Source organism: Snodgrassella sp. M0351, assembly GCF_016100575.1.
GTDB classification, from domain to species: Bacteria; Pseudomonadota; Gammaproteobacteria; order Burkholderiales; family Neisseriaceae; genus Snodgrassella; species Snodgrassella alvi.
In genome coordinates, this window is sequence record NZ_JACFSG010000002.1 from 346,364 (window position 1) to 361,781 (window position 15,418).

The following is a 15,418-nucleotide window of genomic DNA, read 5'->3' on the forward strand; positions in this document are numbered from 1 at the left end:
TGAAGATTGTAATGGAAAAGGCGAATTTGTACAGTAAACTTTGTTTACAGCCGGCTGTATAAACAGACAGATATGTTTATGCTATTGGTTTTCAGGATGATGTTTGGTAGATAAATTATCTTTAATATATATCAGATATTTTATTCATTTGTTCTGTGGGTGTCATTAAGTATCTGGTTTAGGGATATGTTAGTGGTATTGATTTATGCCGGCAAATTGTTAATGTGTTTTCACCTGAAAAGACAGTTCTGCATCCAGGTAAGTCAGATTTGAAATTTTTGTTGGTTCAGGCTAAGCGGGTAATCGGAATGGTTCTGTCTGTGCCGGTGACGGCCTGATAAATTTTTCTGGCACTTTCAGGACAAATAAAGCAGTCGCTGCATTTACTTTGCTGACAGGAAGGCTGGTAAGAATCTATCTGGCGGATGATCCCTTTTCTGAGCCAAAAGTTAAGCATCTGCTCCATGGCACTTTCCTGTACCTGAAAATGGCGGGACAAATCCTGCAGGCTGGCTTGTCCGATAGTGATAAGGTAGTCACGAATGGCAGTGATAAGCATATCCGGTAGTCCTTTATCTGGGTTGGCTGATGGTTTGTTCCTGCTGTCTGAATAACTGAATACAAACAGATAGTGATGATTTTGCAAATATCACTATCTGTTCAGGTAAATAAGTTTTGGTAATTAGTAAAAATGCCTGATTACTCAGTGACAGCAGCTACTTTTGCTGTGCGGGCAGTTTTTCATGGTTATCTGGCAAGTCTGACGCCGGCTGCCGATAAATTTCATGCTGCAAACAACAAGAATAAACAGACAGGCTACTCCGCCAATCCAGTATGCGGCGCTGGTACTGTGACTAAGCTGGTGGTACTGGTAGTAAATGGTGGCACAGCTCCAGCCGGTAAAGAATGTCCAGCCGGCTACAAACAGCATCCAGCGTCCGCCGGCTTCGCGGTAAATGGTGCCTAGCGCAGCCGCACACGGTGTATATAGCAGGATGAATATGAGATAGGCCATTGCGGCGGCACTACTGCCGAAAGAGGTTTCCAGTTTGGTTACTGTGCGTCCGGTCATGTCCATATCCTGCTTTACGCTGTCAGCACTCTGATTCAGCGCACTAAAGCCCAGAGGATCGAGAAAGGAACCGGCCAGTTCGTTTAAGTTGGCTGGTATGGTGTTCAGGGCTTTGATGACACCGGCCTGAAAGTTAAAGGTTTCTTCGCCGCCATCCTCTTCTGCTTTCATAGAGTACAGGGAGTTGAGGGTGGCAATGACGGCTTCTTTGGCAAAGATACCGGTAAATATACCTACCGTAGCTGGCCAGTTTTGTTCATTGATACCCATAGGTGTGAATACCGGGGTAATTTTCTGACTGGCAACCGACAGTACAGACTGGCTGCTGTCATTGTGGCCGAATGAGCCGTCGCTACCCAGTGAGTTAAGCAGGCTGAGAATGGTTACCATGAGTACGATGGCCTGTCCGGCACGGAAAATAAATCCTTTTAGACGTGACCATGTCAGGTAAAGCATGCCGCGCAATGTGGGCAAACGATAAGCGGGCATTTCCATAATAAAAGGGGTAATGTCACCGGGCAGCAGGGTGTGCTTGAGAATAATACCGGTAAGAATGGCAACACCGATACCGAGCAGATAAAGGATAAAAACCACGGTTGAGGCGTTTTCAGGAAAAAACAAAACAGCAAACAGGGTATAAACCGGCAGTCTGGCACCACAGGACATAAAAGGTATCATGCTGATAGACATGAGACGGTCACGGGCACAGTCCAGTGTGCGGGTACCCATAATGGCGGGTACACCACAGCCGAAGCCGACCAGCATAGGAACAAAGGCTTTGCCCGGCAGTCCAATGGCACGCATGCCGCGGTCGACTACCATTGCGGCACGCGCCAGATAACCGGAATCTTCGAGAAATGACAGGCACAGAAACATGGCTGCAATAACCGGAATGAATGTGGCCACTGTTTGAATACCACTGCCGATTCCGTTGGCCAGAATAGCAATCAGCCACTCGGGAGAGCCGAGTCTGGTGAGCAGGGCGGAGAAGCCATCGACAAATATGGTGCCAAAGAGAATATCGAAGAAATCGATAAATACAGAGCCGAATTTAACCGCTACCATAAACATCAGGTACATGACGAACAGAAAAAACGGGATGCCGGTATAGCGGCCCAAGGTAATACGATCAATTTTATCGGATAAGGACAGATTTGCTTCACGCGGCTTTTCAATTACAGAGCGGCTTAGCTTATCGATGGCATCATAACGGGCACTGGCAAGGGCAACGTCGATTTCATGGTTACACCAGTCAGACAGGGCATCACGGCATTGTTGCAGGATATATTTTTCGGTTTCAGTAAGAGAAACGGGGTTCTGTTTAAGTAATAATTCGATCAGCGACCACTGGTCGAGCTGGTGTACGGCACTATCGGCCGGAAGCTGAGCCAGATAGTTGCGGATAATGGTGCTTTGTTTACTACCAAGAGTATCCAGCTCGGGATGGGCAGCTACAGGGTTGGTGATGGCCTGTGCAATTGCCTGTTTAAGTTGCGGTATTCCGGTTTTTCGTGCAGCGGAAATAGCGATAACCGGACAGCCAAGCTGTTTGCTCAGTGTGCTGATGCTGATATTTTCCCCTATGTTATGCAGGGCATCAATCATGTTGAGAACCACCAGCATCGGCCGTTTGAGGTCAAGCAGCTGGAAAGTCAGGTACAGACTGCGTTGCAGATTAGTGGCGTCGATAATGTTGATTATCAGGCTGTCTGGTTCATTGAGAACAAACTCACGCGCAATCATTTCATCCTGAGAAGCAGCTATGTCGAGATTTTCTATGGCATAGGTGCCGGGCAGGTCGATTATTTCTACCTGTTGCTGGTTTATCTGGATACTACCGGTTTTGCGTTCTACAGTTACCCCGGGCCAGTTTCCTACCTGTTGGCGTGAACCGGTAAGCGCATTGAAAAGCGTACTTTTGCCGCTATTGGGATTGCCGATTAATGCTATTTTCATTGTGTAGCCTCAACTACGCTGATGGCTTGTGCTTCACTGCGCCGCAGGCATAGGTAAAATCCGCGGGTTTTGATTTCCAGCGGATCGCCTAATGGTGCTGTACGGATTACGGTAACGTGGCTGCCGGGGGTAATGCCCATGGCTAACAGACGCCGGCGGAAAGGCAGAGATTCGGGCAACAGTCGGGTTATAACTGCCGGCTGACCAAACGGTAGTTGATCGAGAGTAAGTATTGGCACTGCGATTGACCTTCAGTAGTAGGTAAGGTGTCTTTGTTATTATTGGGAATCATTTTTATTGTACATGATATTACTTTTGCTTGTTAATTTGCTTGTATGAATGGCTAAGAGAAAATGCTTTGTTTAGTTCTTTTGTGAAGAATATAGTGAATAAAGTGATTATTTTGCGAATTATAATTAGTTTGTGTATTTTTTAAACGCAGATATGTAATGCTTTTGATTAAAGTATGGCGGGTTTGGTGAAACAGATGTAAAGGCGGGAAAGATTAGTGAATACAGATAATCAGCCCGGCAGGCAGAATAACACTGGCGGGCTGATAAAGAGATTATTTTTCGTTGTTTTTTTCTGGTCGCTGCCATTCTGACAAAGTCGTCTGGCGACTGCGTGACAGTGTCAGTTTGTCTGGCGGGCAGTTTCTGCTCAGAGTACTGCCGGCACCGGTGGTGGCACGGTCACCTATGGTGATGGGCGCAATAAGCATATTGCCGGAGCCGATGCGGACATGATTGCCAATGGTAGTACGGTATTTGTTAACTCCGTCATAATTACAGGTGATGGTACCGGCGCCAATGTTGCTGTTTTCACCAATAGTGGCATCGCCCAGATAGGTAAGATGATTGGCTTTGCTGCCATAGCCAATGGTGCTGTTTTTAACTTCGACAAAATTACCGATATGCACTGCATCACCAATCTGTGCCTGCGGTCGCAGACGTGCAAACGGACCAATCCGGGCATCGCTGCCAATATTGCAGTTTTCCAGATGGGAATTGGGGTGAATGATGGTACCGGAGCCGATGGTGGCGTTTTTAATCACACAATTGGCACCAATGGAAACGTTGTCACCGAGATCTACATTCCCTTCCAGAATGACATTAATGTCGATTATTACGTCTTGTCCGTGGGTTAGCTGTCCGCGTAAGTCGAAACGGGCAGGGTCACGCAGGGTTACGCCAGCCTGAAGCAGTGCTGTAGCCTGCTGCTGTTGCAGGATGCGCTCCAGCTGTGCCAGTTGCAGTTTGTTATTAACGCCGGCTGCCAGCCATGATGCACGCACTTGCAGCGGATGAACGGGAATATTGTCCTGTTGGGCCAGTGCAATGACATCAGTCAGGTAGTATTCTTGCTGACTATTGTTATTTTGCAACGCATTGAGCCATTGGGTCAGCTGACAATTGGGCAGTACAAAGATACCGGTATTGGTTTCGCAAATGGCTTTTTCCTCTGCGTTGGCATCTTTTTCTTCGACAATGGCGACAACATTGCCATGTTGACGGATGATGCGGCCATAGCCGGCCGGATTGTCGAGAACGTCGGTCAGTAATCCTACGTCTTTACCGGCAGTGCTGAGTAATTCTTCCAGTGTTTGCTGATCGATAAGGGGTACATCGCCATACAGAATCAGAGTGCGTCCGCTGTCGGATAAATGTGGCAGAGCCATTTTGACTGCATGGCCGGTACCCAGTTGCTGATCTTGTTCCACCCAGCACACGTCTGCCTGAATTCGTTCCCGTACCAGCTCTTTGCCGTGACCAATAACGACGGTGATATTGTCCGGATGCAGACTCTGTGCGGTGTTAATAACGCGTTCCAGCATGCTGATACCACCGATTTCATGCAGAACTTTGGGCAGACGTGAATACATCCGGGTACCTTTGCCGGCTGCAAGGATGACGATATTTAAGGGTGAATTAGCCATAAATTTGTATATATTAAGATGTGAAAACGGGCTGTCGGTAATCTGGCATGATTCCGGCAGCCCTGTACTGATGTATCTGAATTATTCGGCACTACTGTTTGAATCCGACCAGTGTGTGTGTGCCGGTAATTTTTCGTCTGCATCCCCTACAGTGGGTTTCATCACGTGCGGTTCGGGGCGCATGCTGTTATAGCGCATATTATGTGAGTAGGTGCCATCCTGATAAACCACACGTGTACCCGGTTCATATTTCTGGCGCAGTTTTGTCTGTCCGCTGGCATCCTGATAGGTTTCCCATGTGCAGCCACTGATGGCCAGTAGACCGCAAATTAAACAGATTCCGGCACGCATGGTGTTGTCCTTTGAGGTTAGTCGTTTGTACAGGGATATTGTAGAGAATTTGTGTGCCTGCGTATAGTTGCTTTATAACAGAGACGGGGCAATCTGTAGCAGACTGTGCATATCAGGTACAGCAGCATCGATTCCGGCAGCCGGATGGCTGTGTGTTCCGAACCATACTGTTCGCATGCCCAGTGTATGTGCTGTTTTCAGATTGGACAGGCTATCGTCGACCATAATGCATTGCTCAGTGCGGATATGCAGCTGCCGGCACAGGCTGTGGTAAGCATGCGGATGAGGTTTGTAAAGCATTTGTACATTGTCAGTACCAAACAGGGCATGGAAATGTGATTCAATTTGCATGGTACTGATCAGTGCCTGTACATAATGGCTGGGACCATTGGAAAAAACGACTTTATAGCCGGGCAAATGAGCCAGAGTATGCTGTATTTGCGGCATAGGCTGCAACAGAGGCATAATTTGTTCCAGCGGGTGACACGCCAGCAGGAATTCCTGAAGATTGATTTCCGGATGGTGTTTTTGCAGTCCGGCTAGTGTAGCGCCATAATCCTGCCAGTACTGCTGACGCAGCCGGGAAGCGGCAATATCGTCGATATTCAGGGTGGTGGCTATATAGGCTGTCATGTGCTGATTGATAATACCGAATATGCCCGCATCAGCCTGATGCAGGGTATTGTCGAGATCGAATAGCCAGTAATGAGTTGTCATGATTTGTAAGATGGCGTCAGATTTTTACTATAAACGTCTAAAACGGGTATGATTGTATATGAAGAATACCTAATGATTTTAATGGCAGGAGACCGGAATGAAAGCAGGTAAGTGGTTAATCGGAGTGCTGTGTCTGTTACTCAGTATGGCTGTACAGGCACAGACAGAAGTACGTCTGGCTGTACATGATTCATTTGCTTTACCTAAAAATGTTCTGGCTCAGTTTGAGCATGATAATAATGTGAAACTGACTGTGATTAAAGTCGGTAGCGGAAATGAAATGCTCAACAAGCTGATTTTAACTCGTGCTAAACCGATTGCTGATGCAGTATATGGTCTGGATAACAGTAATATTGCTAAGGCTCAGCAGTTTAAACTGTTTGCTCAGGCACAGCCGTCCGGTCGTCCGGTTAATGTTTCTCTGCCACAGGCTCTGGCAGTGGATTACGGCTATATTACGATTAATTATGATAAGGCATGGTTTCAGAAACATGGCAAAGCTGTGCCGCGCTCGCTGGAAGAACTGGCCAGCCCGGCTTACCGCGATTTACTCGTTGTGCCCAGCCCGGCCACTTCCAGTGTGGGGCTGGGTTTTCTGCTGGCGAATATTGGCGGCTTAGGAGAGCAGGGCGCCTGGCAATGGTGGGCTAAAATGCGCCAGAATGGTGTAAAAGTGACTAAAGGCTGGAGTGAGGCCTATTACACTGAATTTACCTTGAACGGAGGCAGCCGGCCGATGGTGGTAAGCTATGCTTCCAGTCCGATAGCAGAAGTTTATTATGGTAAGGGTAAATACAAAACACCGCCAACTGCCGATTTACGCTTTAAAGGGGCAGTGTTCCGTCATATAGAAGGTGCTGCGGTACTGAATCATGCCAGTCAGCCTGCACTGGCCGCTAAACTGGTGCAATATCTGCAAAGCAATCAGGTACAGAATGCCATTCCGACATCCATGTGGGTTTATCCGGCTGTAAAAGGTGTGTCTTTGCCACCGGTATATGCTCATGTAAAAATTCCGACTACAGTAACGCAGCCAAGTATGGCTGATATGGCAGCTAAGCAGCAAAGCTGGGTTAAACAATGGGTAAAGGTAGTGCAGCGCTGAACAAATAACCTGTACTGTCGCCATGCGGCTGTTTATTGCGGCCGGAGTAAGAAATAAAAACAGGGCATGGGTATGCCCTGTTTGGTTATACAAATACTGAATCTGAGGTAATCGTCTGGTAAATAAAGATGTAAACGGTATTGGGATGAAAGTTCTCAGTTTCGGGCAAAAATTGCTGCTGGGGCTGTTTTCATTACTGCCGCTGTTTTTTTTGCTGGCTGTGGTGCTGTTACCATTGCAGGCAATGCTGCAACAAACGGATGCAGACAGTTTCCGTATGGTGTGGCAGGACGAATATATGCGTCGCTTACTGGGCTGGACAGCTTCACAGGCTGCTATCAGCAGCGTGCTGACGTTGTTGCTGGGTGTACCGGTAGCATGGACGGTTACCCGTTTGCAGTTTAGCGGCCGAAACTGGGTACTGCGTTTGCTGATGCTGCCGTTTGTAATCCCCACTTTAGTAGCCGGTGTGGGTATTCTGGCATTGTTCGGGGCACAGGGTTTGTTGTGGCGCGGCTGGGAAGGTACGCCATGGTTATTGTTATACGGTAATGTATTTTTTAATCTGCCGGTAATGGTACGTGCCGGCTATCAGGGTTTGTGTCAGGTACCGGCAACACGTATGTATGCGGCACAGACACTGGGTGCCGGAACGTGGCAGCGTTTTGTCAGGATTGAAATTCCGCAGATGCTGCCATGGCTGGCCGGTGGTATGTGTCTGGTGTTTTTGTATTGTTTTTCCGGATTTGGTCTGGCTTTATTGCTTGGCGGTGAGCATTACATTACGCTGGAAGTGCAGATTTATCAGCTGATAGCTTATGAGCTGGATATGGCACAGGCCGGTGTGCTGGTGTTGTGGGTACTGGCCACAACTTTTCTGTCCGGTATTATATATGCGGTTCTGAGCAGATATTCGGCTCAGAAGGCAGTGATACAGATGTTGCCGCCGCAATTGCCGACAACCAGTCAGAAAGCAGGACTGGTACTGGCTTTGCTGCTGTTGCTGGGGTGTTGTGCGCTGCCGCTGCTGGCTGTGTGCTGGCGTGCTTTGCTGGCTGGCAGTTCATGGCTGGTATTACTGGAAAGTACAACGTGGCAGGCAGTACTGAATACTTTAAGCTTTACTTTAATGGCAATCATGCTGGCATTACTGCTGGGTTTTTTGCATGCTGCGCTGGCAAAGCGGCTGATGTGGGTGCGCAGTCTGACATTTTTACCATTTATGGTATCACCGGTGTGTGTGTCATTCGGGCTGTTGTTGTGTTATCCCGGCTGGACAGCATCATTAAGTATGCTGATATGTACGTATGCGCTGCTGGCTTATCCGTTTATTACTAAGGATGTACTGGCCGCATGGGACAGTTTGCCTGACAGTTATACACAGGCTGCGCGTACACTCGGTGCCGGCCGCATGCAAGTATTGCTGTATGTTATTGTGCCCCTGTTACGACCGGCTTTGCAGCGCGGGCTGGCGCTGGCTGCGGCTACCTGTATCGGTGAGTTTGCGGCTACGCTGTTTCTGTCGCGGCCGGAATGGCAGACGCTGACTACACTGATCTATCATTATCTGAGTACCGCCGGACGGGATAATTATGACCGTGCGATGGTGCTGACCTTACTGCTGATGATGCTGACTATACTGATTTTTGCATTAGTGGAATGGAGTAAGGACAAAAAGGAAACGCATCTATGCTGAGCTGGCAACACATTAATAAAAAATTTTCCGATAAAGTTGTTGCCGCGGATTTAAGCCTGGAGGTGGCCGACGGTCAGCTGGTGGCGGTACTGGGAGAAAGCGGCAGCGGTAAATCAACTTTGCTGAATATGGCTGCCGGTCTGGTACAACCTGATAGCGGCAATATTTTTATTAACGAAGAAAATATAACTTTTTTATTGCCGGAACAGCGCCGTATCGGGCTGATGTTTCAGGATTATGCTTTATTGCCGCATCTGAATGTGTGGCAAAACGTGGCTTTCGGACTGCGTATGCACGGGGTAAGCAAACCGCAAGCACAACAGCAGGCCATGCAAATGCTTGCCGAGGTGGGGCTGTCTGAAGCAGCTGCCCGGCAGGTAGATGTATTATCCGGCGGAGAGCAGCAACGGGTGGCACTGGCCAGAGCACTTGTTCTGCAACCGCAGGCATTGTTGCTGGACGAACCATTTTCAGCACTGGATACAACGTTGCGTGCTAGTTTGCAGCAATTAACTGTGCGTTTATTGCGTCAGCAAAAATGTCCGGCTGTACTGGTTACTCACAGCCCGCTGGAGGCTTTTGCGCTGGCTGATCGTATTTGTCTGCTCAGGCATGGCCGCTGGATACAGCAGGGTACCGCTGCACAATTGCTGGCACGACCGGCTGATGCATGGGCTGCACGTTTACTGGGTTGTGATAATGTCAGCGATGTTTGTTACATTCCGCAAAACGCTCTGCAATATGATCCTGAAAACGGAACACAGGTGCAGGTAACAGAAGTATGTTTAACAGCCAGATCATATGATGTACAGTTGCTGCATCCGCAATACGGAATATTACGCTGGTGGCTGCCGCTGCATTATGCTGTGCAGGCAGGAGACTGGCTGCCATTAACGGTACAGCATCAACAAATTGTTTTCTTTCAATAATACGGTGTCTGTTTGGCAGTAAACTGAATTAGTGAAAGAATGCATGCTCATGCCTACAAAAACGGTGCATAGTGGTATAATTGCGCCGATTTTTTTACCAATTATTGCAAGTACACACGGAGAACCTCATGGCTTTAGTTTCTATGCGCCAACTGCTCGACCATGCTGCGGAAAACAGCTATGGCCTGCCGGCGTTTAATGTCAATAATCTTGAACAAATGCGTGCGATTATGGAAGCGGCCGATGAAGTTAACGCTCCGGTGATTGTGCAGGCCAGTGCCGGTGCACGCAAATATGCCGGTGCCCCGTTTTTACGGCACCTTATTCTGGCTGCCATTGAAGAATTTCCGCATATTCCGGTTGTAATGCATCAGGATCATGGTGCATCACCGGAAGTATGTCAGCGTTCAATTCAGCTGGGCTTTTCATCAGTAATGATGGATGGTTCGCTGCTGAGTGATGCCAAAACACCTTCCACTTATGAATACAATGCAGATGTCACTCGCAAAACTGTCTATATGGCACATGCCTGTGGTGTATCAGTAGAGGGTGAAATCGGCTGTCTGGGTAATCTGGAAACCGGAGATGCAGGTGAGGAAGATGGTGTAGGTGCGGCAGGTAAACTCAGCCATGAACAGATGCTTACCAGTGTGGATGAGGCAGCGCGTTTTGTACAGGATACGGGGGTTGATGCTCTGGCCATTGCTATTGGTACCAGCCATGGCGCCTATAAATTTACCCGTAAGCCGACAGGTGAAGTACTGCGTATCGACCGCATCCGTGAAATTCATGAACGTTTACCTAATACCCATCTGGTTATGCATGGTTCCAGCTCAGTACCGCAGGAATGGTTACAGGTGATTAACGAATTTGGCGGCAATATTCCGGAAACTTATGGAGTGCCGGTAGAAGAAATTGTCGAAGGTATTAAATACGGTGTACGCAAAGTTAATATTGATACAGATTTGCGTCTGGCCAGCACAGGTGCGATCCGCCGTTTTCTCGCTACGCATCCGGCAGAATTTGATCCGCGTAAATACTTTACTGAAACCATTAAAGCCATGAAGCAAGTTTGTATTGATCGTTATGTAGCCTTTGGTGCTGCCGGTCATGCGAGCCAGATTAAGCCAATTTCTTTGGAAAAAATGGCAAATCGTTACGCAGCCGGCGAGCTGGTACAGATTGTAAAATAAGTATTTTCACATGTAATAATGGACTGTTCGAGAAAGGACAGTCCATTATTGTTTGTATACTGCTTTTTAGTTTATCTGCCGGTGTGGCAAGAAAATTGATTCAGACACAGTCTGCTTCACAAAATGGTATGGCAGTCTGAGTAAACCGGCGCTGAAAATACAGTAATCCCTGATTTTCCTGTGAATTAATATTTATGTGCTCAACTGCTACATAAAATACGCTGTGGCTGCCCATATCATGGCTGTCGACAATGTGTCCGTGCAAATGCGCCAGTGCTCCTACTAACTGAGGCTGAGCGGAGTGATGATGATTTTGCCAGTCGTTTTGCAGAAAACGCTCGGTTACCGGAACAGATGTTATTCCGGCAAAATGTTCCGCTACATCCTGCTGAGATGAAGCCAGAACGTTAACGCATAAACGCCCGTTGGCGCGGAGAACCGGTTGAATACGGGCATTGCGGTTAATGCATAATAATAAGGTAGGAGGTGTATCTGTTACCGATGTAACTGCGGTAAGGGTGATGCCATAACGGCCGGCTGAACCTTCGGTGGTAATAACATGTACTGCTGCGGCAACTTTTGACATCGCTTCACGGTATTGTAAAGCTACGGCTGACGGTGGTTGATTCATTTTATTAAGTTTCTGGTTCTTCTTTATCGACAGCAATATTGGTAAATTCTTTCAGCATATTGCCCAGTTGATGTAATTTTTCCTGAGTATAACGCTGTTCCAGTACTTTGTACCGTGCATCTACTGAACGACACAAATCTTCATACAATTTTTCTCCGGCCGGGGTCAGCTTGAGAAAAACTCGACGCTGATCATTGGACGGTTTAAGACGGACTACATAATCCAGTTTTTCCAGTCTTGTCAGGATACCAGTCAGGCTTGGGCGAAGAATGCATGCCTGTTTAGCTAATTCCTGAAAATCCATGATACCATTTTCTGCTAGTAAACGGGTAATACGCCATTGCTGATCAGTGATACCGATATCATTCAGCATCGGGCGAAAATGAGATAATAATGCTTCACGAGCCTGAATCAAGACAATGTTGAGGGACGAGTATTTAGATGTATTAATCACCTGTTTGCTCCAATCTTTCAGTATATCCGGTTCATATAACTTTTCAATATAAAGCGAAAAAGTTATTTTTTACGAATTTTACATAATATTATTATAAATTTGAATAATTATGTGTAAATAAATTACAAAACAAGTACATTGTGTTTAATTAATAGCTTGTTTTAGAATAAAAAATTATTTTTTAGTTGATTATTGCAATATTCTTGAAGTAAAAAAAAGAAACCACCAACCCTAATACATGAAAATGATTGCCGGATTTCTCCGGCTGCTACCCGTATTTGTAGTTTGGTGGTTGAGAAGAAATAATTTGTAATTAATTATATTTTTGTAACTGTAAAACAATTTTAGACATTCTGTCCTGTAGTTGAGCCAGTTCGGTACGGTCTTTTTCTACCAGATGCGCAGGTGCCTTATCGGTATAGCCCGGTTTGGCCAGCTTTGCTTCGATTTTATCGATATTTTTCTGTAGTTTTTCTGCTTCTTTTTGCAGTCGTGCCGTTTCAGCAGCTTTATCCACTTCGACTTTCAGCATCAGGCGCGCCCCCTGACATACTGCTACCGGTGCATCATCACTTTCTGGCAAATGGGTTACCTGTCTGGCTTCACTCAGACGTGCCACCAGTGGCAGATATGGAAGAATTTCACCCAGATCTGTATTGCTTTCAACCAGTAAAGGCACTTTTACACTCATCGCCAGCCCCATTTCACCACGCAAATTGCGAACTGAATTAACCAGCTCCTGCAAATAATGCATCTGATTTACCGCATCAGCATTATTCAGACTGCTGTCAGCCTGTGGCCATGCGGCCAGCATGATGCTGTCAGTATGTTTTGCGTTAGCCAGTGGTGCAATGGTCTGCCACAGTTCTTCAGTGATAAACGGCATAATCGGATGCAACAGACGCAACACTACTTCCAGAACGCGTACCAGTGTGCGCCGTGTTGCGCGTTGCTGTGCTTCATCACCACGTTGCAACTGAGTTTTGGCCAGTTCTACATACCAGTCACAGTATTCATTCCAGATGAATTCATATAAGGTCTGAGCAGCCATATCAAAGCGGTAGGTGTCCAGTGCTTCACTCACTGCTGAAATGGTTTGCTGCAAACGGGTCAGCAGCCATTTATCAACAAAGCTGTAACTTAGCGGCAGACTTTCATCCTGCCCGCAATCGTGATTTTCAATATTCATCAGCACAAAACGGCTGGCATTCCACAATTTATTGCAGAAATTACGATAGCCTTCGGCACGTTTGAAATCGAAATTGATACTGCGGCCCAGGCTGGCATAGCTGGCCATAGTGAAACGCAGAGCATCAGCACCGAATACCGGAATGCCGTCAGGAAACAGTTTTTGTGTCGCTTTAATTACCTGCGGCGCTTTTTCCGGGCGGCGCAAACCGGTAGTACGTTTAACCAGCAGGTTTTCCAGATCGATACCGTCAATCAAATCCACCGGGTCAATGACATTGCCTTCAGATTTGGACATCTTCTTACCTTCATGGTCACGCACCATGCCATGAATATATACATCATGAAAAGGTACTTTACCGGTGAAGTGGGTAGTCATCATAATCATGCGTGCAACCCAGAAGAAAATAATTTCATAACCGGTTACCAATACCTGAGAGGGCAGAAATGCCTGCAATTCCGGTGTTTTTTCCGGCCAGCCAAGAGTAGAAAACGGCACCAGAGCTGAAGAAAACCAAGTGTCCAGTACATCTTCGTCACGGGTCAGAACCGCATCTTCACCCGCCTGTGCCTGTGCTTCGGCTTCATTACGCGCTACATAAACGCGGCCGTTTTGATCGTACCATGCCGGAATCTGGTGACCCCACCACAACTGGCGGGAGATACACCAGTCCTGAATATTGTTCATCCACTGGTTATAAGTATTAACCCAGTTTTCCGGAATAAAGCGTACTTGTCCGCTTTCCACTGCATGAATACATTTTTCAGTCAGAGTTTTACCTTTAAACTCTGATTCCGGTTCAGGGTTGGCAACATTATTATCAGCACTACGGGTCATAGCCACAAACCACTGACTGGTCAGCATTGGTTCGATTACACTGCCGGTACGGTCACCTTTAGGTGTCATCAGTTTGTGTTCTTCCACTTTTACCAGTAAACCCTGAGCTTCAAGGTCTGCGATCATCTGTTTGCGTGCAGCAAAACGATCCAGTCCGGCATATTGTGCCGGTAACGTAATACCAGCCTGAGCCTGACCTTGAAAATCAAATACTTCTGCCTGCGGTAGTATTCTGGCATCCAGACTGAGTACATTAATCAGTGCAGTCTGATGACGTTTACCCACTTCATAGTCATTAAAATCGTGAGCCGGTGTGATTTTAACGCAGCCGGTACCAAAATCTTTATCTACATATTCATCAGCAATCACTGGAATAGTGCGGCCGGATAATGGCAGTACCAGCTGTTTTCCGATGAAACCGGCATAACGTTCATCATCAGGATGTACGGCTACGGCTACGTCGCCCAGTAAAGTTTCCGGACGAGTAGTGGCAACAATCAGAGCGTTGTCCGGGTCATCGGCTAGTGGGTAACGGATATGCCACATATGGCCGTTTTCTTCGATATTTTCCACTTCCAGATCTGATACAGCTGTACCCAGTACCGGATCCCAGTTTACCAGCCGTTTACCGCGATAAATCAGACCCTGCTCAAACAGGCGTACAAATACTTCGGTAACCACTTCGGCACGCACATCGTCCATTGTGAAATATTCACGGCTCCAGTCTACAGAGCAGCCGACACGGCGCATCTGTTCGGTAATGGTGCCGCCGGAGAATTTTTTCCAGTCCCAGATTTTGGCAATAAATGCTTCCCGGCCTAAATCATGGCGGGTAATGTTTTCTACCGCCAGCTGGCGTTCCACCACAATCTGCGTAGCAATACCGGCATGGTCAGAGCCGGGAATCCAGCACACATTTTCACCTTTCATGCGGTGATAACGGGTAAGGCCATCCATAATGGTCTGGTTAAATGCATGCCCCATATGCAGGGTGCCAGTTACATTAGGCGGTGGCAGCTGAATAGCGAAAGAAGGTTTGCTTAAATCCAGTGACGGTGCAAAATAGCCGCGTTGTTCCCATTGCTGATATAAACGGGTTTCGATTTCACTCGGAGAATATTGGGTGTTTAACATGGTTACGAATTGGAAAAAAATCAAAAAATAAGATTCTGATTATAACCCATGCGCTGAGGCATGGTTTAAGACGATGCGCTTTTGTCAGAATCCGGATATCAAAGTAAACAGTCTTATTTTCAAAATAGAGGTTGAGTCGAATAAACGATTAATTATTAAGCAAATGTCATGAATGAAAATTATGAGTACAGGCGGATAATTAACTAATAAATATATAT

General features: G+C 46.9%; 13 protein-coding genes. 4 read left to right on the forward strand and 9 right to left on the reverse strand.

What is annotated here, in order from left to right; translation table 11 throughout:
- Positions 1 to 286: 286 nt before the first annotated feature.
- The 6 genes from H3V01_RS09290 to H3V01_RS09315 all read right to left on the reverse strand — a co-directional run bounded on the left by H3V01_RS09290 (position 287) and on the right by H3V01_RS09315 (position 6,032).
- Positions 287 to 559 (reverse strand): FeoC-like transcriptional regulator, encoded by a 273-nt coding sequence (locus H3V01_RS09290; RefSeq protein ID WP_157785056.1) that lies wholly within the window; start codon positions 557 to 559, stop codon positions 287 to 289.
- A gap of 144 nt (positions 560 to 703) precedes the next feature.
- Entirely contained in the window at positions 704 to 3,028 is a 2,325-nt protein-coding gene (gene feoB, locus H3V01_RS09295) for a Fe(2+) transporter permease subunit FeoB (protein WP_198186611.1), read from the reverse strand.
- Complete coding sequence (locus H3V01_RS09300; protein ID WP_370570128.1) at positions 3,025 to 3,267, reverse strand: FeoA family protein; 243 nt, start codon at positions 3,265 to 3,267, stop codon at positions 3,025 to 3,027. Before H3V01_RS09300 ends, feoB begins: the two co-directional genes overlap by 4 nt.
- Before the next feature lie 326 nt (positions 3,268 to 3,593).
- Positions 3,594 to 4,964, reverse strand: a complete 1,371-nt coding sequence (gene glmU, locus H3V01_RS09305) for a bifunctional UDP-N-acetylglucosamine diphosphorylase/glucosamine-1-phosphate N-acetyltransferase GlmU (protein ID WP_198186612.1) — start codon at positions 4,962 to 4,964, stop codon at positions 3,594 to 3,596.
- An 81-nt stretch (positions 4,965 to 5,045) separates the two neighbouring features.
- Positions 5,046 to 5,315: a hypothetical protein gene (locus tag H3V01_RS09310; RefSeq protein ID WP_025331518.1), complete on the reverse strand. Its 270-nt coding sequence runs from the start codon at positions 5,313 to 5,315 to the stop codon at positions 5,046 to 5,048.
- 72 nt (positions 5,316 to 5,387) lie between these two features.
- Positions 5,388 to 6,032 (reverse strand): pyrimidine 5'-nucleotidase, encoded by a 645-nt coding sequence (locus tag H3V01_RS09315; protein ID WP_198186613.1) that lies wholly within the window; start codon positions 6,030 to 6,032, stop codon positions 5,388 to 5,390.
- A gap of 97 nt (positions 6,033 to 6,129) precedes the next feature.
- On the opposite strand from H3V01_RS09315, the gene H3V01_RS09320 reads away from it, so the two are divergent.
- The 4 genes from H3V01_RS09320 to fba all read left to right on the forward strand — a co-directional run bounded on the left by H3V01_RS09320 (position 6,130) and on the right by fba (position 10,955).
- Positions 6,130 to 7,137 (forward strand): thiamine ABC transporter substrate-binding protein, encoded by a 1,008-nt coding sequence (locus H3V01_RS09320; protein ID WP_084547486.1) that lies wholly within the window; start codon positions 6,130 to 6,132, stop codon positions 7,135 to 7,137.
- A 145-nt stretch (positions 7,138 to 7,282) separates the two neighbouring features.
- Positions 7,283 to 8,833: an ABC transporter permease gene (locus H3V01_RS09325; RefSeq protein ID WP_198186614.1), complete on the forward strand. Its 1,551-nt coding sequence runs from the start codon at positions 7,283 to 7,285 to the stop codon at positions 8,831 to 8,833.
- On the forward strand, positions 8,827 to 9,762 hold the full coding sequence (locus H3V01_RS09330) for an ABC transporter ATP-binding protein (RefSeq protein ID WP_084552814.1): 936 nt from the start codon (positions 8,827 to 8,829) through the stop codon (positions 9,760 to 9,762). The genes H3V01_RS09325 and H3V01_RS09330 overlap by 7 nt, the downstream gene beginning before the upstream one ends.
- A gap of 128 nt (positions 9,763 to 9,890) precedes the next feature.
- Complete coding sequence (gene fba / locus H3V01_RS09335) at positions 9,891 to 10,955, forward strand: class II fructose-bisphosphate aldolase (RefSeq protein WP_084586077.1); 1,065 nt, start codon at positions 9,891 to 9,893, stop codon at positions 10,953 to 10,955.
- 100 nt (positions 10,956 to 11,055) lie between these two features.
- On the opposite strand, the gene hpaC is transcribed toward fba, so the two are convergent.
- The 3 genes from hpaC to H3V01_RS09350 all read right to left on the reverse strand — a co-directional run bounded on the left by hpaC (position 11,056) and on the right by H3V01_RS09350 (position 15,200).
- Positions 11,056 to 11,586: a 4-hydroxyphenylacetate 3-monooxygenase, reductase component gene (gene hpaC, locus H3V01_RS09340; protein WP_025331512.1), complete on the reverse strand. Its 531-nt coding sequence runs from the start codon at positions 11,584 to 11,586 to the stop codon at positions 11,056 to 11,058.
- Positions 11,587 to 11,590: 4 nt separating this feature from the next.
- Positions 11,591 to 12,040 carry a homoprotocatechuate degradation operon regulator HpaR gene (hpaR, locus tag H3V01_RS09345; protein ID WP_037394278.1) on the reverse strand — a complete coding sequence of 150 codons (450 nt, stop codon included), beginning with the start codon at positions 12,038 to 12,040 and terminating at the stop codon, positions 11,591 to 11,593.
- A gap of 313 nt (positions 12,041 to 12,353) precedes the next feature.
- Positions 12,354 to 15,200 (reverse strand): valine--tRNA ligase, encoded by a 2,847-nt coding sequence (locus tag H3V01_RS09350; protein ID WP_084552812.1) that lies wholly within the window; start codon positions 15,198 to 15,200, stop codon positions 12,354 to 12,356.
- Positions 15,201 to 15,418 lie beyond the last annotated feature (218 nt).

Bases quoted from the DNA above. Each gene is read 5' to 3' on its own strand.
- glmU (WP_198186612.1), bottom strand. From the start codon at position 4,964: ATGGCTAATTCACCCTTAAATATCGTCATCCTTGCAGCCGGCAAAGGT.
- H3V01_RS09320 (WP_084547486.1), top strand. From the start codon at position 6,130: ATGAAAGCAGGTAAGTGGTTAATCGGAGTGCTGTGTCTGTTACTCAGT.
- hpaC (WP_025331512.1), bottom strand. From the start codon at position 11,586: ATGAATCAACCACCGTCAGCCGTAGCTTTACAATACCGTGAAGCGATG.
- H3V01_RS09330 (WP_084552814.1), top strand. From the start codon at position 8,827: ATGCTGAGCTGGCAACACATTAATAAAAAATTTTCCGATAAAGTTGTT.
- feoB (WP_198186611.1), bottom strand. From the start codon at position 3,028: ATGAAAATAGCATTAATCGGCAATCCCAATAGCGGCAAAAGTACGCTT.
- H3V01_RS09350 (WP_084552812.1), bottom strand. From the start codon at position 15,200: ATGTTAAACACCCAATATTCTCCGAGTGAAATCGAAACCCGTTTATAT.
- H3V01_RS09315 (WP_198186613.1), bottom strand. From the start codon at position 6,032: ATGACAACTCATTACTGGCTATTCGATCTCGACAATACCCTGCATCAG.
- H3V01_RS09290 (WP_157785056.1), bottom strand. From the start codon at position 559: ATGCTTATCACTGCCATTCGTGACTACCTTATCACTATCGGACAAGCC.
- H3V01_RS09310 (WP_025331518.1), bottom strand. From the start codon at position 5,315: ATGCGTGCCGGAATCTGTTTAATTTGCGGTCTACTGGCCATCAGTGGC.
- H3V01_RS09325 (WP_198186614.1), top strand. From the start codon at position 7,283: ATGAAAGTTCTCAGTTTCGGGCAAAAATTGCTGCTGGGGCTGTTTTCA.
- fba (WP_084586077.1), top strand. From the start codon at position 9,891: ATGGCTTTAGTTTCTATGCGCCAACTGCTCGACCATGCTGCGGAAAAC.